This is a genomic window from Kitasatospora sp. NPDC127116, assembly GCF_042677365.1.
In the GTDB taxonomy this organism is placed as follows: domain Bacteria; phylum Actinomycetota; class Actinomycetes; order Streptomycetales; family Streptomycetaceae; genus Kitasatospora; species Kitasatospora lactacystinica.
This window is the reverse complement of sequence record NZ_JBHXTL010000115.1, coordinates 1-18,084: the sequence shown is the minus strand read 5'-3', so window position 1 is coordinate 18,084 and position 18,084 is coordinate 1. Positions and strand designations below refer to the sequence as shown.

The following is an 18,084-nucleotide window of genomic DNA, read 5'->3' as shown; positions in this document are numbered from 1 at the left end:
CCCGCGTCGGGGGCCCCGCCTGCCCCGGGCTCAGGCCCGGGGCAGCAGCACGGCGCGGGAGGGACGCGGGATCCGGCTGATCACCGAGCCGATCAGGGTGCCGATCGACACCCCGAAGACCGCCGACACGGCCGTCAGCACCGACTGCGCGCCGTTCCCGACCTCGATCTGCGCGGTGTGCAGCAGGCCGAAGGAGCCCGGTACCACGATCCAGAACGCCGGGAGGTAGAGCACCTGCCAGAGCGGACCGCCCGGCAGCCAGTGCACCAGGGTGGCCGCGGCCGCGGCGGTGACCGCGCCGGCCAGGCCGCCGACCGCCGCGCCGTGCGCCGACCCCACCACCACCTGGACCGTGACGCTGACCGCGATCACCACGACGATCCACGGGACGGCCGAGGGCGGGGTGTTCACGCTGACCACCACACCCGCCACCGCGAGCGCCAGCCCCAGCGCGATCACCCACCAGCTCGGCCTGGCGACCTGTACGTCGGCCAGCGCGGCGGCCGGCACGCCGGCCGCCGTCGCGGCCGCGGCCACCCCGGCGAGGAACAGCGCCAGCTGCACCGCACCGGACACCAGCCGGGCCGTACCCGCGCTGGACGCACCCGCGGCGATCTCCGACAGCCCGGTGACGAGCAGTCCGCCCGGCAGCAGGATCGCCAGCGTGGCCACGATGGTCCGCAGCGGGCCCTCCAGCAGCCCGGCCCGGGCGAGCGAGAGGACCAGCAGCGCGACCAGGAAACCGGCGGTGACGGGCAGCAGCGGCCGCAGGTACGGCAGCCGCCGGGCGAGCACGGTCAGCCCCACGACGATCAGCGAGCCGAGCCCGGCCGCCAGCACGTTCGCCGCCACCGGCTGCAGGAAGAGACAGACCCCCACCCCGACCGGCAGCGCCCCGAGGTCCGACACCCACGCGGGCCGGCGGGCCGGCGCCCGCCGGATCCCGTCCAGCTCGGCGAGCGCCCGGGACCCGTCGAGCTCGTCCGCCCGCAGCCGGTGCACCAGGTGGAGGACGTCGGCCGTCTGCTCGAACCGCAGCGCGGTGCCGACCGGCTGGAACCGGGTGGCGTCGTCCGGCCCCAGCGCGACGAAGAGCCCGTTGGTCAGGGCGGCGACCCGTACGTCCGGCGCCCCCAGCGCCCGCCCCAGCCAGTGGAGTTCCTCTTCGACGTCATGGACGGGCAGGCCGCCGCCCAGCAGGGCTTCGCCCAGTTCGAGCAGCAGACGGCGGAGCGGGTCGGGCGGGGCGTCGATGCCCCGGACCGGGGGAGACTTGCTTGGCATGGCAGGTATCGTCCCATCCCGCCCGAATCGGTCCGACTCTGCCCCGGTCTGATCGGTTCTGCTCACCGTCCGCCCGTGACACCGCCGGGCGCTGTCACGGGCGGACGGTGAGCACCAGCTTCCCCGTGACCCGGCCCTTCTCGCCCTCGGCGTGGGCCTCGGCGGCCTCGGCGAGCGGGTAGGTGCCGGAGACGTGCACGCGCAGCTGTCCGGACTCGGCGAGGGTGGCGATCGCGGCCATCCCGGCCCGGTCGTGCTCGACCAGCAGGGTCTTCGCCGTCACGCCCAACTCGGCGGCACGCTCGGCCAGCCCGTCGAGGTCGTGGGGCAGGATCGACACCAGGACGCCGCCCGGCCGCAGCGTCTCCAGGGAACGCAGCCGGTCCTCCCCGCCGAGCGGGTCGAGGACCACGTCGACGTCCCGGGCCTCCTGCGTGAAGTCGGCGGTGCGGTAGTCGATCACCTCGTCCGCGCCCAGGCCCCGGACGAAGTCGTGCTTGGCGGCGGACGCGGTGCCGATGACGTACGCGCCGCGCGCCTTGGCGATCTGCACGGCGACGTGCCCCACGCCGCCGGCCGCCGCGTGCACCAGGACCCGCTGCCCGGGCCGGACCCCGGCGGTGTCGACGAGGGCCTGCCAGGCGGTGAGCGCCACCAGCGGGAGCGCGCCCGCCTCGACGTGGGTCAGTGCGGCGGGCTTGGGCGCGAAGGCCCGGGCGGGGCCGGTGACGTACTCGGCGTGCGAGCCGGCGCCGTACGGGTAGGGCAGCATGCCGAAGACCTCGTCGCCCGGGGCGAAGAGCGAGACGCCGAGGCCCACCGCCTCGACGGTCCCGGAGACGTCCCAGCCGAGGGTGAACGGGGGCTGCCCGAGGAAGATGCCGCGCTCGCGGTGCTTCCAGTCGGTGGGGTTGACCCCGGCGGCGTGGACGGCGACGAGGATCTGGCCGACGCCGGGCGTGGGCCGTTCGACCTCGGCCTCGTGGAGGACGTCCGGGGCGCCGAGGGTGGTCTGGGTGACGGCTCGCATCGTGTTCGTGGTCATGGACCAAGCCTGCGACCGGGGCCCTGACCTGCGAAATGGCAAGATGGCCAAAGACCGATAGGATCGTGCCATGTCTGCGATCGCACCCCGCAGCCACCGCGGCTCCGGAGCCCCTGGTCTCCGCGGCGCCCGCGGTCTCCCCGGCGCCCCCGGCGACCGGCCGCCGCACCGCGTGGTCGTCCTCGCCCTCGACGGCGTGTACCCCTTCGAACTGGGCATCCCCAACCGGGTCTTCCCCGGCGTGCCGGGAGCGTACGAGGTGGTGACGTGCGCCGCGACCGACGACCGGACGGTCGCCACCGACGCCGACTTCACGATCACCGTCGGGCACGGGCCCGAGGCGCTGGAGAGCGCCGACACGGTCGTCATCCCGCCCTACGCCCTGCACCGCGTCACCGCCGACCTGCCGGAGGCCGAGCGCGCGGCCCTCGCCCGGATCCGCCCCGGCACCCGCATCGTCTCCATCTGCACCGGCGCGTTCGCCCTGGCCGCCGCCGGCCTGCTCGACGGACGCCCCGCCACCACCCACTGGGCGCTGGCGCCGGCCTTCCGCCGGATGTTCCCCCGCGTCGCCCTGGACGCCGACGTGCTGTTCGTCGACGACGGCGACATCCTCACCTCGGCGGGCGCCGCCTCCGGCCTCGACGTGTGCCTGCACGTGGTGCGCTCCGACCACGGCAGCGCCGTCGCCAACCAGGTCGCCCGGCACTGCGTGGTGCCGCCCTGGCGCGAGGGCGGCCAGGCCCAGTACATCGAACAACCGGTGCCGCCGGAGGGCGCCAACGGCACCGCCGCGACCCAGGCCTGGGCCCTGGAACGCCTCGACCGCCCGCTCGCCCTGCGGGAGCTGGCCGCGCACGCGCGGATGAGCCCGCGCACCTTCGCCCGCCGTTTCCAGGAGGAGACCGGCACCAGCCCCGGCCGCTGGCTGATCCAGCAACGGCTGCACCGCGCCCGCCACCTGCTGGAGACCAGCGACCTCCCGGTCGACCGGATCGCCACCGAGATCGGCTTCGCCACCGGTGCCTCGCTGCGCCAGCACCTGCACGCGGCGATCGGGGTGTCGCCCCAGGCCTACCGCGCCACCTTCCGCGGCCGGGCCGCCGCCCCGAGCGAGGCCTGAGCAGCCATCGGCCCGGCTGCCCGCTCCGGCTCTGTCGCTGGTCAGGGCCCCGGCGGAGCGGAAAACCAGGTGCGGACGGGCCGGTTCGCACTCGTATACTCGTGCGAGCTCAGAGAGGGGGAGGTGCGGAAATGAAGCTTGCCGAGGCACTGGCAGAACGCGCGGAGGCGACGCGCCGCACGGAACAGCTGCGGGCGCGCATCGTCAGCAGTGCGCGCCACCAGGAGGGGGAGACGCCCGCCGAGGACGCGGCCCAGCTGTTGGCCGAGGTCGGCGAGGTGCTGGACGCCCTGGAGACGTTGATCCGGCGGATCAACCGGACCAACGCCACCGTGGAGATGGGTCCGGACGGCACGCTCACCGATGCCCTCGCGCGCCGGGACGTCCTGCGGTTGCGTCACTCCGTGGTCACCGCGGCGGCGGACGCGGCGGCGGGGACGGGTGACCGGGGATACGGCCGGCAGCTCCGGTCCGAGCTGATGATGCTCTCCGCGCTCCCGGTCGCCGAACTGCGCGGCCAGGCGGACGCGCTCGCGCGGGAGATCCGCGAGGTCGATGTGCGGATCCAGCGCACGAACTGGGAGGTCGATCTGCTGGACTGACGGTCCGGCATGTTCGGACGATGTGGAGCAGGTAGCAGCTTCGGAGGCGTGCACACACCGAGGGCCGGCGGTATTCCGGCCCACTCCTGGCGCGTGAAGAGCAACGCGGGGTTCGACTCCCCATCAACAGTGCAGCTCAGCACCGCGTACAGGTAACCGTGCACAGCACACAGCACATCACCACGTGCAGGTCCGAGGCGGCGAGGGCGGGTTCGGGGCATTCCACATCGCAGCTCCGCGCAGGAAGTCGGCGGGCCCGACGTCCTGCGCGGCGCGCCGGCCCGGCTCAGGCGTGGAGTGCGGACGGGCCACTGGAAGCTTCGCCTCCGTATGATCCCCGCATGTCCTGGATACGCCGCCGCTCTCGCGCCACCGAGCCCACCGAGCCCACCGAGTCGTCCCAGCGCACCGGGCGCTGCGAGCCGTCCGAGAGCCGACTGCCCGACCGCGAGTTCCTCGCCCTGGTTCGCGATGCCCTCGAAGAGATCGCCCCCGGCAGCACGGAGGGCACCGAACTCAAGGGCAACTCGCTGCTCAGCCCCCGGGGCTGGGCCGTCGCCGTCGGACCGGCAGGACACGGGGACAACCGGCACTACGACCTGATCGCCTCCCCGGACGTGAGTGTCCAGCCCGACGTCCCCTGCTTCACGGACTGCGTCGTGGTCGTCAGCACCCCGCGCGCGGCGGCCGGGCTGTGGGCCCGTTCCGCCGGTGCCTGCATGCTCGAACTGCTCGACGGCCGCGGGCAGTTCGCCGATCACCTGAGCCCCGACCAGGAACACGGCGTCCCGGGACGGCGGTCCATCACCTCGGGCGTGCTGGCCTACGGACTCTCCGCCGAGGAGAACCTCCGCCTCCAGAAGGAACTGCTGGAGGCGCAGGCACTACGCAAGATCGCCGACACCTTCACCGCCGACCTGGAGTCGCCCTGGTTCAACGGTGTCCACCTCTTCTACGGCGGTGCCCCGGGCGCCGTGGAGGCCGAAGTCCGGGTCAACGGCGAGCGGCACGAGGCCGCCTCCGCCGCGCTGGCCGCCCTCGGCCTGCCCGAGCCTACGGTCTTCACCGTCGCCCGGTCCTTCACCCTGGTGCTGCCCGCCGGCTCCGGCCGGGAGCGGCACGGCCACGCCGACGGCGGGCGTGGATGCGACTGCGGCGGGGCCTCGGCCTGAACGGGTGAAGCGCGCCGGCCCGGCTCAGGAGTGGAGCGTGACGTGGGGCAGCGGGCGGCCTTCGGTGTCGAACAAGGCGGCGCCGCAGTCGCAGTGCTCGTCGGCGAGGGTCTCGGTGGGCGGCAGCTCCCACACCAGCATCTGCGAGCAGTCCGGGCAGTTCAGGCTGACCACGGTCTCCTCGGGCTCCGAGCCCCAGGCCCGCACCGGGAGGCCCTCGTGCAGCAGCCCGGTCGGCTCGTGCCCACCGGTCAGCGCGACCAGCAGTTCGTAGGTGTCGGTGCCGTTCTCCCGCACCAGGAGCGTGCGGCCGAGGTCCGCCAGCACGCCGGCGAGGTGGTCGAGCTGGCGGACCGGGAGGTCACCGCGGCGCAGTGTCGGGTCGGCCTCGGCCGCCCGGTGGACCACCTCGGTGTCGATGCCCGCCGGTTCTGCCCCGAAGGCCCGTACCCGGCCGGCCACGAATGCCGCCAGCTGTCCCGGGTGGTCCTCGCCGGTCCAGTCCATGGTGAACATCACCCGGTCGACCCGGACTCCCCGTGCCCGCTCGTCGGGGGTCAGGACCAGCGCTTCCAGTTCTTCCGACTCTTCCAGCTCCGTCATGGCGATCACGCTATCAACGGGCCGGGCGGGCCTCGGCGATCCCGGTATGCCGTTCCCGTTTCCGTACAGGGGAGTTGACCGTAGGTTCGAAGCAGTCGTGAACCGGGGGGAAGCGATGAGGCTTGTCCCGCGGCGCCGTGATGCCGCCGCTCCAGGTGTCGTCGGGCTCGCGCCGGCCTCCTGCACCGCGGCCGATCAGGTGGGCTTCGGGAGCGTCGTCGGCAGGAAGCTCGTCTCCTACGAGCACGTCTGCGCCTGAACCGCCGTCCCGGCCGGGGACGTCCGGACGTCCGAACGCCCCCGGCCGGGGTCGTGGTCGACCGGACTCAGCGCACCACCCAGAGCTGCGTGGTGGTGCCGTCGCACGGCTGCTGACGCACCTCGCGCCGGCTGCCCGACGGCGCGCCCGCGTCCGCGAGGCACAGGCCGGTCGCCCGGTTCTTGATGGCGATCACCCCGCTGGCCTGGGCGACGTGCTCCCAGCGCTGGCCCTGGCTGTAGTTGCAGCGGCGCTGGATGATGGTGGCGCCGGCGTCCATGCCGGTCGGTTCGAGGCAGAGGCCGGAGTTCGCGGCCTTCATGTCGGTGGACGGGTCGCCGAGGTAGGTGTCCGTCCAGAACGACTGGTTCGAGGCGAGCTTGCAGTCGAACTGCTGGAGCAGCGCGCCCTCGGAGGTGGAGCCGCCGCGGATGTCGAGGCACTTGTTGTAGGCGGAGACGTTGGCGTAGCGGTGCTGCACCGGGTCGGCCTGGGCGGGGGTGGCCAGCGTGGTGGCGGCGGCGAGCACCGTGCCGGTGGCGACGAGGGAGCGGACGACGAGGGAGCGGGCGACGGACTGACGGGTGAATCGCATGACGGTTTCACTCCTCACCAGAGTCGGGGCGCCACCTCGGGGCGCCCTCGGCGGCCAGTCTCACGAAGCGCTGTGCTCGCTCCCAAGACCCTTCGGGTTCCATCGAATCCGGGCGCCCGTCGTCCGCCGAAACGCCAAGATCCGGTCAGAGCCGGGCAACGCCACCGCGAGCCGGAGCCGTCCGTCTACGGTGGGCGGAAGGCCGCAGGGGGCGGAGGCCCGGCGGGGGGCCGGTGCCGGGACGCGGCCGCACCCTCGGGAGCCCCCGTGACGCGAGGAGCAGGATTGCTGCGCATCCACTTCACCCCCGACGACCTGACCAGGGTTCGGATCACGCGGGCACCCGACCCGCTCACCGAGACGGTCCTGAGCCTGTCCCTGGTGCAGGCCCGCGGCGTGGGCGGGGTGGCGTTGGAGGGCTGGCGCAGCCGGACCCGCACGCTCCTGGGCCCCGAGTCGCGGCTCCTGTTCGAGCTGGCGACCGCCGCCGGCGCGGCGCAGGCCCCGGAGGCCTTCCTGCACGCCGACGCCACCACCCTGGCGGACAGCCTGGACCACACCTGGTCGCTGCCCGGCCGGCTGTGGGCGGCGGACCTGCGGATCCTGGAACGCATCCGGCCGAGGGTGCCCCGCTGGATCCGCGAGCTGCACCGGGGCGACCGCGAATGGCGCGCCTTCGTCGGCCGCGGCCTGCGCGGGTACCACTCCGTCGCGATCGCCCCGTACTGGTCCCAACTGCTCGCCGCCGCGCACACCGAGCGCACCGCGCGGGCGCTGCTCGCGGCGGACTCCGGGCTGGACGGCCTGCTCGGCTCGCTGCACCCCGACATCCGGTGGGAGTCGCCGGTGCTGGAACTGCCCTGTCCCGTCGACGCGGACCTGCGGTTGCGGGGCACCGGCATCGTGCTCGCGCCCACCTTCTTCTGGCCCGAGCCGATGGCGATGACCGACAACCGCGGCCCCGAGCACCCTCCCGTGCTCCACTACCCGCTGGCCCGCGACCTCGGCACCTACCGGTCGGTCTGGGCCCCGGCCGCCGCGGCGGAACCGGGCGGCGCGCTCGTCGCCCTGCTCGGCGCCACCCGCGCCCGCACCCTGCGGGCGGCGGCCGACCCGGCGGGCACGGCCGAACTCGCCCGCCGCACCGGCACCTCGCCCGCCACCGCGAGCCACCACGCCACCGTTCTGCGGGCCGCAGGCCTGCTCACCACCGAACGCACCGGCCCCGGCGTCCGCCACGCCCTGACCCCACTCGGCGAGGCGCTCCTCCAGGACCGCCCCTGAACCCCGCCCGGACGGGGCCGCGACCCTCCGCGTCCTCCCGCGGTGAGCTGTGACGACCCGCGAGGACGCACCGGCGATCATGCCGCTACGGTTCCTCCGTGACTTCTCCCGCCTGGACCGATGACGAGATCGTCGCCGGCCTCCACGAGTTCGCCGAGGCCCGCGGTCTTCCCCTGCCCGCGCCGACGAAGGCCGCCGACGAGTTCGAGGCCCTCACCGGGTTTCCGATGGCGCCGCTGCTGCGGAGGATCTACTGCGAGGTCGCCGACGGCGGCTTCGGGCCGTACGGCGGCGTCGTCTCGCTCACCGAGTCGAAGCGGCGGTTCAGCCACGAAGGGTCCGTGGCGCGCGTCTACCGGAAATGGGCCACCGAGCCGGGCTTTCCGCCCGGCGTGGTGCCGTTGGTGACCCTCGGCGGTGTCATCTGGTGGTGCCTCGACCTCAGTACCCCGGAGGGCGCCATGTGGGGCATGGACGAGAACGCCTGCGACCACCACTACGCATCCCCGCAGGACGTCACCCTGGCGGAATGGCTCACGGACTGGCTCCTCGGGAACGACACCTTCCCGACGATTCCCCCCGTTCCCGACTGCTCCGCCTGCTGACGGGCGGCCGGCCCGGCTCCTCGGGCCGCAGCTGGACCGGCCTCCACTCGATCGCCAACTGCCTTCACCCTAGGGGGAGTTCAATCCTTCCGGTGGCCGGTGGCCGTGCGGTCCGACCGCGTCACCGGGTGGTCGCCGCAGACCAGTTCGGCCGCCCGCAGCGGATCGTGGCCCGCGCGTGCGAGCAGTGCCCCGACGTCGTAGCCGGGTGCGTCGGGGCCCGGCGTGCCGGCGCCCGGTGCGTCGTAGCCCGGCGCGTCGGGGCCGCTGCCGAGGCCGAGCGTCAGGCCGGGTTCGCAGCGGGTCGCCCAGACCGCGGCCGACAGCTCGGGCCGCAGCCGCTCCAGGGCGCGCACCAGCGCCCAGGCGGCCTCGTCGAGCCGGGCCTTCCGTGCCGGATCGCAGGCGGCGAGGGCCTCGGCCACCCCGTGGTCGTCCGGGTCGTAGTCCTCCAGCAGCGGCAGCAGTTCGGGGGCTCCGAGGATCTCCGCCGCCCGGAAGGTGAGGACCTCCGCGCCGTCCGGATCCGCCAGCAGTTCGCTCAGGGGCGCGGTGGCGCGCGGGTCGCGCCGCCGCGCCAGACCGCGGACGCCCTCCGCGCGGACGTCCGGGCCCGCGTCCCGGGTTCGTTCCCAGAGGGCCGCCCGGACCGCCGGGGTGTCGGCCCCGGACTGGAAGCCGAGCGAGAACGTGGCCCAGTTGCGCACCTCCGGGTCCGGGTCCCGGGCGAGGGCGATCAGCGCGCGGACGTCCGGCCCGTCGGGCAGCCCGCTGTCGAAGCCCCCGAGGGCGATGGCCGTCCGCTGCCGCACCTCGGGGTCCCGGTGCCCGGCCAGGGCCACCAGGACGGGCACGGCCCGCCGGTCCTGGGTCCGATCCAGGGCCCGGGCCAGCGAGCGGAGGACTTCGGGCTCGGACTCCCGCGCGGCCAGGGCGACCAGGGCGTCGGCCGCCCCGGCCCGGACGTCCTCGTGCGCGTCGCTCGCGAACCCCAACAGGTCGCAGCCCAGGGCCCGTTCCACCGGCCGAGGCGAACCGAGCAGGTCCAGCGCGCGCGCCACCGCCCCGCGCCCGTCGGCCTCGGCGGCCCGCCGCAGCAGTCCCTCGCACGCGTGCCGGTCCTGCGCGCCGAGGGCCTGCCCGACCAGCTCCGTCACCGGTTCCGCCGTATCCCCGTCCCTGTTCATCCCGGCAGTCTCGCGTACGGCGCCCGCCCCGCGCACGGCGGCTTCCGCCCCCGTACCTCGGCCCCGCACGCGGCCCGGCCCGGCGGCCGGGCGTTCCGCTCCGGTGGGCCGGGGCCGGGGCCGGGGTCGGATCCGGGGTCGGATCCGGGGTCGGATCCGGGGTCGGGGCGAGGGCCGGGTGGCGGGGGCCGCACCCGTCGCCGTAGCGTGCGGGTTCGGGACGACGCCGGACGGCGGGGAGGCGACATGGCAGGGCAGGACGCGCGGTTCGCCGCCTACGCTCCGGACCCGGCCGAGCGGCCTGCTCCGGTGACCGCGGTGGTGGCGGAGGCAACCGGGGACGATGTGCCGGGGCTGGCCGCGATCCAGGCCCGGGCGCGCGGTGGTTCGGCGGGCGCATGGGCGGACCGCATCCGGCGGGCGCTGTGTGCTGAGCGCAGCCTGGTGATCACCGCGATGGTGTCCGGTGAGGCCGTCGGGTACGCGAGCGCGGCGTTCCTGCCCGAGCACGTCGGGGACGGTGCCCCGGCCGGCCACTACCTGACCGGTGTCACGGTGGATCCCGACTGGCGGCGTCGTGGAATCGCGAGGCTGCTGACCCGGCGCCGGATGGAATGGGCGTGGGGAGGAGGGTCAGCCGTCTGGTGCTTCATCTCCGCCAGGAACCGCGCCTCGCTCGACCTGCACCGGGAACTCGGCTTCGAGCAGGTGGAGTTCGGCGCCTCCTTCCAGGGCATCAATTTCGCCGGTGGCGAGGGCCGGCTCCTGCGAGCGGACCCGCCGCGACCGTGACGGCGTGCCACCTCGTGCGAGCCGGGCTCACCCGTGCCGGCAGCGGCCGCCGCCTGACGCGGCACCAGGCATGGATCGAAAGTGTCCGATGAGGATGGCGGAGAGCCACTTGCTGATCCAGAATGACGGAATGGTCACGCTTGAGACTCCCCGGTTGATCCTGCGTCGCTGGCGCGAGGCGGACGTCGCGCCCATGGCTGCCGTCAATGCCGATCCCGAGGTGATGCGGTGGATCCGGGACGGCAGCGTCCGTGACGAGCAGCAGACCCGCGCCGGGATCCAGGCGTGGGAGGGCGAGTGGGAGTCGCGGGGCTTCGGCCTGTTCGCGGTGGAGATCCGTTCCACCGGCGAGCTGGCCGGGTTCACCGGCCTTTCGGTGCCCGCATTCCTGCCGGAGGCCCTGCCGGCGGTCGAGGTCGGCTGGCGGCTGGGACGTTCCCACTGGGGGCAGGGCTTGGCCACCGAGGCGGCTGTGGCCGCTGTCCGGTTCGGGTTCGAGGAGCGAGGGCTGGAGCGGATCGTCAGCATCGCCCAGGTGGGCAACGACGCCTCCGAACGGATCATGACCAAACTGGGGATGCATCCGGCCCGTGAGACCGTCAATCCCACCAGCGGTAGGCGGGTCCGGGTGTTCGAGCTGTCGTCGGCCCAGTACGCCGCAGCCACGCGCTGAGCCCATCGCGATTTCGACGGTGCGCGATACAACTGGCACCCCCGCGACCGCGGGGGATGACGACTTGTGGGGGAACCGATGGAGCGACGTACGCTGCTGCGCGGACTCGTGGGAGTGCCGCTCGGCGCGATGACGCTGATCTCCGGAACCGGGCGTTCCTGGGTGGGCCAGCCGATCGGAACGATCGAGGTCAAGCCGCCGGCGCCGAACGTGGAGTGGACCCGCCACTGGGAGGGGTGGGGCACCACGCTGGGCTGGTGGGCGAACCGGATCGGGCCCCGGGACGACCTGTCCGACCTGCTGTTCACCCGCAACACCGTCCCGTTCCTCGGGCACCAGCTGCCGGGCCTGGGCATGAACATCGTCCGGTACTGCGCCGGCGGGTCCGGGAGCAACACCATCGGCTCCCGGAAGATGGCGTCCCCGCTGGACGGGTTCAAGAAGATCGAGGGCTTCCAGCTCGACTGGAGCTCCGACGACCCGTCCTCGTCGAGCTTCGACTGGACCCTGGACGCCAAGCAGCGGGGCGTGCTCCAGCAGGCGAAGGCCCGGGGCGTGGACACGTTCGAGCTCTTCGCCAACTCGCCGATGTGGTGGATGCTCAAGAACGACAACCCGGAGGGCGCCGCCGACGGCCTCTGCAACCTCCAGGACGGCAACTTCGACCGCCACGCGGCCTACCTGGCGACGGTGGCACGGTATGCGCACGACCACTGGGGCATCGACTTCGCCTCGGTCCAGCCGTTCAACGAGCCGGGCCTGAACTGGGGCAACAAGGCGCTGATGGACACCACCCAGGAAGGCTGCTACTACACCCACGCCCAGCAGGCCGACCTCATCCGGCGGACCCGCGCCCAGCTGGACGTCCGGGGCCTGACGGGGACGCTGGTGGCGGGCCTCGACGAGAACGGCACCGCGCTGGCCCGCAACACCTGGACCAGCCCGGAGTTCGACGACGTGACCAAGGCTGCCGTCGGCCGGGTCAACGTGCACGGCTACGACGAACTCGGCGGCGACCGGGTCGGGTTGTACGACGCGGTGTCCGCCGACGGCAAGCGGATCTGGAACTCCGAGTACGGCGACGGGTGGGCGCACGGCCTGGCCCTCGCCGAGAACCTGCACGCCGACCTGCACCTGCTCCACCCTTCGGCCTGGGTGGCCTGGCAGATCCTCGACTGGCACGGCTTCGGTGCGATCAACTTCGACAGCGGGGAACTGGTCGAGGTCAACCCCAAGTACTGGGTGCTCGCCCAGTACATGCGGCACATCCGCCCGGGGATGACGATCATGGACACCGGCCACAACAACGCGGTCGCGGCCTACGACGCCGTCAACCACAAGCTGGTCGTGGTCGCCTACCTCCTTGAGGACGCGCAGTGGCTCACCTTCGACCTGTCGGCGTTCTCGCAGCCGGGCGTGCACGGTGCCGCGGTCAAGCGCTGGGTCACCGGTGTCGGCGCCGGTGACGGCCAGCGCTACCAGTACTACGCGGACACCGTGATGAACGGCGGGCGGTTCTGGTCCGACTGCGGTGCCTACAGCGTCCAGACCTTCGAGGTCTCCGACGTCCACCTGTAGCCGTTCGCGTCCCCGGCCGGGCCCGCCCCGGCCGGGGACCTCCGTCGGCCCGGTCGAACTCCCGGACCGGATCGAGGAAGTGCCCCGCATCCGGGCTTCCGGAACACCCTTCAGCGGTCGCTGAGCTCCTCGGCGAGGATCTCCACCTCCTCGCCCGGGCCGGTGATCGTCAGCCAGTGCAGCACGCGGCGGTTGGCGTGGTGATGCAGGAGATGACGGGCCTCGGGCGGCCACGGGCCGTGCTGAGGCAGTTCCCGCACGAGGACCTCGTCCACGAAGCCGCCGTCCGGGTCGCCCAGGTCGGCTCTCGCATGCACGATGCCGACCAGGCGCAAGGTCGCACTGGCGCTCTCCGAACTCAGCACGAGGACAGCTTCGCTGGGTTGCCGGTCGGTCCGCAGGACGAGTGACGTCAACCAGCAGAACTGGCCGCGCAGCTCTTCGAGGCTCACGGTCGAACACTATCCCGAGCGGTCCCAACAAGGCCGAACTTCATGAGCGGGGTTCGGGCTTCCCGGACTGCTCGGGGTCCAGCTGTTTCGGAGCGTTGACGTGCGCGGGAAGCCGACGGGCTCGACTTCCCGCGCGGGGCGGGAGGGGGGTTATGCCGGGTGCTCGTGGGCGATGGCCCGGAGGACGTCGGCGAGCCACGTCAGGTGGTGGCTCAGTACGCGGTCCGGGTCGGCGACTACGTCCCGCAGGTGCTGCCAGGATTCCGAGAGCTGTCCGATGGTGAGTTCGTCCGGCTCCCGGGTGACGTCGTAGAGGTCGTTCGGGGGGATGGACCAGAAGTAGTCGTTGTCCAGGGCGACGGCATCGCCCGCCGCAGCGGCTTCCATATGACGGAGTACGACGTCGAACGAGCTGCGCAACTCGGCGAAGGACACGGACAGATGTTCATCAGTCATGATCACCATCATGCGGGACCGGTGGGGGTGAGCAGGAAGTCGGCGGGGCCGACTTCCTGTGCGAGGTGGTCGGGTGTCAGGCCTCGGGCGCTCGTGCACCGGGGTCGAGGGGGGCACTGCCGGCTCCGAACCCGCCGGATACGGTGAACACCGGGCGGCAGCAGTGGTGTTCGGAGGGGGAGATCGACATGGCGGCAGTCAGCGTTCCGGGACCTGAACCGGAGTGGGAGGAAGCTCCCGCGTACCAGGGCGGGAAGCGCAACCCTGCGTTCCAGCCGAGCGTGTGGGAGTACGCGGCAAGCTCGTTTCGAGTGGTGGCGGGGCTGCAACCGCCCCTGGCGGCGCTCGCGGCCCGGTTGCGACTGACCATCGAACGAGGCTGGGAAGACCTCGGCTACGTGGACGTTGCCATGTTCCGCATCGGGACGACGGACTTCGCGTTGAGCGAGCTCGAAGGAGCGACCGTCCCGTACACGTTCGTCTGGGTGAGCCGCTCGGTGGACGATGTGGACGCGGCGCTCGGTGTCCTGCTCAACGCCCTTGGCATCGGCCGCGAGGCGCTGGCCTTCCGCGGCACCGTGGAGACCGGCTTCGAGAACTGCAACGGCTGGCCCGGGTAGGGCCGACGGCCGGGCCCACCGCTCGCACGGCTTCGGACCCGAGTGTTCGGCCTCGAAGATGCTCCCGTCGCCGAACGTCGGCTTCATCAGGTGCACCAGAAAGGGCCGGTGACCGTCCATCTCCTGGGCAGCAGCCGCCGTCGGCGCCTCAAAGCCCAGCCGCTCCGAAGGCACGTTGACGTCGAAGTATCCGTGGCGCCGCTGCTCGAAGCGGGTGGAGAGCCCTCGCATCAACGCGCTGAACTCGGCCGGCGCAGCCGAGGGGACAGGCTCCGCCAGTTCGATCACAAGGGTCGGACCAGCCATGCCGGGGCCTGGTGCAGCGCCGCGTTGATCCTTCGGGGGTTCATGCGGCTTCGCGTGGGCTGCCGTCGAAGGGAACCCGCGCGCCGCACGACATACTCCCGGCGGATTACTCCGGTACCTCGCGGGGGCTACGAACGACACCGGAGTGTTTACATCCACGGGCCGATTCGACACGGAGCCGCGGAACCTAGCGTCGATCCCATGAAACGCAATCGCCGTATCAGCGCTGTCGCGGTGCTGGCGCTCGCCGCCCTCGTCACCGGAACCGGCGCCGGGTTCGCCGCCACGGCCACACCGTGGGCCACACCGGTGGCCACGCACGCGTTCGACACCGCACCGGCCACGGCCACGGCCACGGCCACCGCGCCCACGCGGTCCTTCCAAGGCACGCTCCCCGCGCCGACCGGCCCCTACGCCGCCGGCGAGGACGTCATCCACCTCACCGACGCGAGCCGTCCCGACCCGTGGGTGCCGTCATCCGGCCCCCGCCAACTGGCCGTCACGATGGTCTACCCGGCCGTCCCCGGGACCGGGACGCCGGCGCCTTACATGACCCTCGCCGAGGCAGCCGGAGCCATCCAGTTCCGGGGGATGCCGGCGAGCTCCGGCGTCACCCCACAGAACCTTTCCGGCGTCACCACTCACGCCTTCGACGGCGCGCGGCCGCAGCGCGGCAAGTATCCGCTGGCGGTCCTCTCACCCGGGTTCGAGGACCAGCGCATGACGCTCACCTCGCTCGCGACCGACCTGGCCAGTCACGGCTACGTCGTCGCGCTCGTCGGCCACACCTACGAGGACAGCGGCGAGACGCTGGCGAACGGCCGGACGCCGACGTGCGCGATCTGCAACAACCCGGCGCTGGACTTCGACTCCGTCGCCGCCAGCCGCGCGCTGGACGTGTCCTTCGTGATCGACCGGTTGACGCACGGCAGTACCGCGTGGCGCCTGGCACACCTCATCGACAAGCACGAGATCGGCATGGCCGGACACTCCATCGGCGGAGCGGCGGCCGCCGCCACGATGATCGCCGACCCGCGAGTACGGGCCGGAGTGAACATGGACGGCTCCTTCCACCCGGCCCCGATGCCCGGCCGGATCAACCGGCCGTTCCTCATGCTGGGCGCGGCCGCCAACCACTTGCCCAGCAGCCACGACACCACGTGGGGGCAGGCCTGGGCCGCCCTCGGCGGCTACAAGAAGTGGCTGACGGTCGCCGGCGCCGACCACACCAGCTTCACCGACCTGGACGTGCTTCTGGAGGAGGCCGGGTTCCCGACGCCGCCCCTCTCCCCGGAACGCGGGGTGGTGATCACCCGCGAGTACGTGACAGCGTTCTTCGACCAGACGCTGAAGGGCATCCACAGTCCGCTGCTGGACGGCCCCTCGCCGAACAACCCGGAGGTGGTTTTCCAGGACTAGGGCAGCGCCGCGCTGATCCTTCGGGGGCTCATGCGGCTTTGAGTGGGCTGCCGTCGTAGGTCCGGCGGCAGGGCTTGGCGTCGTGTTCGTCGCAGGCCAGGACGAAGGTGTCGATGGCCGCGGCCGGTTCGTCGCGGGAGGCGAACCGGCCGCGGCACAGTGGACGTCGGGTCAGGGTGGAGAAGAACAGCTCGACTCAGCGGCACGGGTGAAGACAACATCCTGCCCACGGGCCTGCCCTTCGGAAGCCCCGAAGGCGCCCTCGACTGCGCCGTCGGCCTCTACCCCGGCGACCCCGCCGGCTGACCGGCGACGCCCGAAGGATCAACGCGGCGCTGCACCAGCCCTCTGTCCGGCCGGACACCGCTCACATTTCTCGTCACCTCGGATCACCTCGAACCCGCCCGAACGGTCGAGTCGCCGACCCGGCGAACCTTCCCGGTCGGAGCACTGGCCCGTGATGCGCGTGGGAAGTCGGCGGGGCCGACTTCTGGTGCGGTGCGGTGCGATGCGGTGCACGAGGCCGCCGGGTGGCGGGCCGCGGTCGGCCGCGTCGTCGCACGTGACAAACCCGGCGACGTCGGCGGCCGTCCCCGGGATACTGGTCTCCCATGGATGAGGTCACGGTCGTCGTCGCCCATTCCGAGCGCGCGACCCTGCGCGTCGGAGACGTGTTCCTGAAGGTGGACGCCGATCAGGCGCGCATCGACGTCGAGGTCGAGGCGATGTCCCTCGCACCGGTCCCGACCCCGAAGGTCCTGTGGCGCAAGCCGCCAGTGCTCGCGATCGCCGCCCTCCCGGGAAGGACCCTCGGGCGCCTCGGCGGGCCGTCGACCGGGTCACCGGCGGAGTGGGCCGCGGCGGGCGCCGCCATCCGGAAGCTGCACGACGCGCCGCTGCCGCCCAGGCCCGGCCGGGCTGGCCGGAGCGTCGTCGCGCTGACGGCGGAACTCGACGACGAGTGCGAGGCGCTCGTGACGAACGGCGTCCTGCCCGCCGACCTGGTCACCCGCAACCGCGAGGTCGCCGAGGCCGCGTTCCGGCCGTGGACTCCGGCGTTCACGCACGGCGACCTGCAGATCGCGCACCTGTTCGTCGAGGGCGGCGAGGTCACCGGCATCATCGACTGGTCCGAGGCGGGCCGGGGTGACGCCCTGTACGACCTCGCCACCTTCACGCTCGGACACGAGGAGCACCTCGACGACGTCATCGCCGGGTACGGCACCGACGTCGACGTCGACCTCGACGTGATCCGCGCGTGGTGGTCGTTGCGAAGCCTGCTGGCGGTTCGCTGGCTGATCGAGCACGGCTTCGACCCCTTCGCGCCGGGCTGCGAGGTCGACGTGCTGAGATCCCGGATGTGAGGCCGCGCCGTCCCGCCTTGTGCACAGGAAGTCGGCCCAGCCGACTTCCTGTGCGGGAGAGCTGAAACCGCCACGCTCCTTCGCACAGGTCGCCCACCCGCCCGCCCGTTCCAGGAACCGCAAGAGCGACGGCGGGCCCGGCCAAGCTTGGGCAGGCCCGCCGAAACCACCACCGAGCAGCACTCACGTCGCCTCACCATCCGTTGCCGCTTCGGCAGGGCCGAAGCGGCAACGGCATGTGCGGCACCACTTCTGCGCAGGAAGTCGGCGGGGTCGACTTCCTATGCGTGGATGGTGGCTTGGGTGCGGCAGTGGGTGAGGGCGTACTTGATGCGGCAATCGGAGGGGAGCACACCGGTGAGGAGTTCGCCGGCGGTGACGAGGGTGGTCCAGTAGGTGGTGGGGTTGCCGGTGCGGGGGAGGGGTCGGGCGGCGGCGAGGGAGAGGTAGGCGGCGGTGAGGTTGCCGGTGGTGAACCAGCGGTGGAGGCCGTGCTGGTGGCCGGGTCGGATGCCGCCCATGGCGTCGATGGCGAGCAGGAAGAGGTCGACGACGGCGAGTTCGGTGTCGGTGAGGGAGGCGGGGACGTCGAAGACGCCGAGGGCTTCGAGGAGTTCGCCGGTGTCGGTCTCGGAGCCCGTGCGGGGGTTGGCGAGGAGGGCGTC

Annotated in this window: 19 protein-coding genes and 2 pseudogenes; 12 read left to right on the top strand and 9 right to left on the bottom strand. The window is 72.8% G+C overall.

The window, feature by feature from the left end; all coding sequences use genetic code 11:
* Positions 1 to 30: 30 nt before the first annotated feature.
* Entirely contained in the window at positions 31 to 1,284 is a 1,254-nt protein-coding gene (locus ACFVHV_RS33625; protein WP_380356319.1) for a threonine/serine exporter family protein, read from the bottom strand.
* A gap of 94 nt (positions 1,285 to 1,378) precedes the next feature.
* Positions 1,379 to 2,329 (bottom strand): NADP-dependent oxidoreductase, encoded by a 951-nt coding sequence (locus ACFVHV_RS33620; protein WP_380356317.1) that lies wholly within the window; start codon positions 2,327 to 2,329, stop codon positions 1,379 to 1,381.
* A gap of 172 nt (positions 2,330 to 2,501) precedes the next feature.
* Here ACFVHV_RS33620 and ACFVHV_RS33615 point away from each other — a divergent pair, with 172 nt between their 5' ends.
* The 3 genes from ACFVHV_RS33615 (at position 2,502) to ACFVHV_RS33605 (ending at position 5,226) form a co-directional block, all read left to right on the top strand.
* Entirely contained in the window at positions 2,502 to 3,452 is a 951-nt protein-coding gene (locus ACFVHV_RS33615; protein WP_359911428.1) for a helix-turn-helix domain-containing protein, read from the top strand.
* Between the two features lie 131 nt (positions 3,453 to 3,583).
* Positions 3,584 to 4,054, top strand: coding sequence for a DIP1984 family protein (locus tag ACFVHV_RS33610; RefSeq protein ID WP_359911388.1), 471 nt, complete (start codon positions 3,584 to 3,586; stop codon positions 4,052 to 4,054).
* Between the two features lie 341 nt (positions 4,055 to 4,395).
* Positions 4,396 to 5,226, top strand: coding sequence for a DUF6348 family protein (locus tag ACFVHV_RS33605; RefSeq protein WP_380356314.1), 831 nt, complete (start codon positions 4,396 to 4,398; stop codon positions 5,224 to 5,226).
* A 24-nt stretch (positions 5,227 to 5,250) separates the two neighbouring features.
* On the opposite strand, the gene ACFVHV_RS33600 is transcribed toward ACFVHV_RS33605, so the two are convergent.
* Positions 5,251 to 5,829 (bottom strand): hypothetical protein, encoded by a 579-nt coding sequence (locus ACFVHV_RS33600; RefSeq protein ID WP_380356313.1) that lies wholly within the window; start codon positions 5,827 to 5,829, stop codon positions 5,251 to 5,253.
* Between the two features lie 115 nt (positions 5,830 to 5,944).
* Here ACFVHV_RS33600 and ACFVHV_RS33595 point away from each other — a divergent pair, with 115 nt between their 5' ends.
* The gene (locus ACFVHV_RS33595; protein ID WP_380356310.1) at positions 5,945 to 6,088 is read left to right on the top strand and encodes a hypothetical protein; all 144 of its coding nucleotides are present in this window, start codon (positions 5,945 to 5,947) and stop codon (positions 6,086 to 6,088) included.
* A gap of 67 nt (positions 6,089 to 6,155) precedes the next feature.
* Here the strand turns inward: ACFVHV_RS33595 and ACFVHV_RS33590 are convergent, their stop codons facing one another.
* Complete coding sequence (locus ACFVHV_RS33590) at positions 6,156 to 6,683, bottom strand: RICIN domain-containing protein (RefSeq protein WP_380356307.1); 528 nt, start codon at positions 6,681 to 6,683, stop codon at positions 6,156 to 6,158.
* A 285-nt stretch (positions 6,684 to 6,968) separates the two neighbouring features.
* Between ACFVHV_RS33590 and ACFVHV_RS33585 the strand changes: the two genes are divergently transcribed.
* A complete protein-coding gene (locus tag ACFVHV_RS33585; protein ID WP_359911396.1) occupies positions 6,969 to 7,967 on the top strand; it encodes a winged helix-turn-helix domain-containing protein in 999 nt (332 codons plus the stop codon).
* A gap of 98 nt (positions 7,968 to 8,065) precedes the next feature.
* Positions 8,066 to 8,572: a hypothetical protein gene (locus ACFVHV_RS33580; protein WP_380356303.1), complete on the top strand. Its 507-nt coding sequence runs from the start codon at positions 8,066 to 8,068 to the stop codon at positions 8,570 to 8,572.
* Positions 8,573 to 8,652: 80 nt separating this feature from the next.
* On the opposite strand, the gene ACFVHV_RS33575 is transcribed toward ACFVHV_RS33580, so the two are convergent.
* On the bottom strand, positions 8,653 to 9,759 hold the full coding sequence (locus tag ACFVHV_RS33575; RefSeq protein ID WP_380356300.1) for a HEAT repeat domain-containing protein: 1,107 nt from the start codon (positions 9,757 to 9,759) through the stop codon (positions 8,653 to 8,655).
* Between the two features lie 246 nt (positions 9,760 to 10,005).
* Here ACFVHV_RS33575 and ACFVHV_RS33570 point away from each other — a divergent pair, with 246 nt between their 5' ends.
* From ACFVHV_RS33570 to ACFVHV_RS33560, 3 genes are all read left to right on the top strand, one after another.
* On the top strand, positions 10,006 to 10,551 hold the full coding sequence (locus ACFVHV_RS33570) for a GNAT family N-acetyltransferase (protein ID WP_380356298.1): 546 nt from the start codon (positions 10,006 to 10,008) through the stop codon (positions 10,549 to 10,551).
* A gap of 130 nt (positions 10,552 to 10,681) precedes the next feature.
* Positions 10,682 to 11,224 carry a GNAT family N-acetyltransferase gene (locus ACFVHV_RS33565; RefSeq protein WP_380356340.1) on the top strand — a complete coding sequence of 181 codons (543 nt, stop codon included), beginning with the start codon at positions 10,682 to 10,684 and terminating at the stop codon, positions 11,222 to 11,224.
* A 78-nt stretch (positions 11,225 to 11,302) separates the two neighbouring features.
* Complete coding sequence (locus ACFVHV_RS33560; protein ID WP_380356295.1) at positions 11,303 to 12,802, top strand: glycoside hydrolase; 1,500 nt, start codon at positions 11,303 to 11,305, stop codon at positions 12,800 to 12,802.
* Positions 12,803 to 12,912: 110 nt separating this feature from the next.
* Here ACFVHV_RS33560 and ACFVHV_RS33555 read toward each other — a convergent pair whose 3' ends face one another.
* Both ACFVHV_RS33555 and ACFVHV_RS33550 read right to left on the bottom strand, forming a co-directional pair.
* A complete protein-coding gene (locus ACFVHV_RS33555; protein WP_380356293.1) occupies positions 12,913 to 13,254 on the bottom strand; it encodes a hypothetical protein in 342 nt (113 codons plus the stop codon).
* A 150-nt stretch (positions 13,255 to 13,404) separates the two neighbouring features.
* On the bottom strand, positions 13,405 to 13,710 hold the full coding sequence (locus ACFVHV_RS33550; protein WP_380356290.1) for a hypothetical protein: 306 nt from the start codon (positions 13,708 to 13,710) through the stop codon (positions 13,405 to 13,407).
* Positions 13,711 to 13,898: 188 nt separating this feature from the next.
* Between ACFVHV_RS33550 and ACFVHV_RS33545 the strand changes: the two genes are divergently transcribed.
* Positions 13,899 to 14,330, top strand: a complete 432-nt coding sequence (locus ACFVHV_RS33545) for a hypothetical protein (RefSeq protein ID WP_380356343.1) — start codon at positions 13,899 to 13,901, stop codon at positions 14,328 to 14,330.
* Between the two features lie 54 nt (positions 14,331 to 14,384).
* Here the strand turns inward: ACFVHV_RS33545 and ACFVHV_RS33540 are convergent.
* Positions 14,385 to 14,636: pseudogene (locus ACFVHV_RS33540) on the bottom strand (DUF6368 family protein); the annotation flags it as partial.
* 201 nt (positions 14,637 to 14,837) lie between these two features.
* On the opposite strand from ACFVHV_RS33540, the gene ACFVHV_RS33535 reads away from it, so the two are divergent.
* On the top strand, positions 14,838 to 16,055 hold the full coding sequence (locus tag ACFVHV_RS33535; RefSeq protein ID WP_380356287.1) for an alpha/beta hydrolase family protein: 1,218 nt from the start codon (positions 14,838 to 14,840) through the stop codon (positions 16,053 to 16,055).
* A 611-nt stretch (positions 16,056 to 16,666) separates the two neighbouring features.
* Positions 16,667 to 17,419 carry a phosphotransferase family protein gene (locus ACFVHV_RS33530; RefSeq protein WP_380356285.1) on the top strand — a complete coding sequence of 251 codons (753 nt, stop codon included), beginning with the start codon at positions 16,667 to 16,669 and terminating at the stop codon, positions 17,417 to 17,419.
* A 281-nt stretch (positions 17,420 to 17,700) separates the two neighbouring features.
* Here ACFVHV_RS33530 and ACFVHV_RS33525 read toward each other — a convergent pair.
* A pseudogene (locus ACFVHV_RS33525) lies at positions 17,701 to 18,084 on the bottom strand (hypothetical protein); the annotation flags it as partial.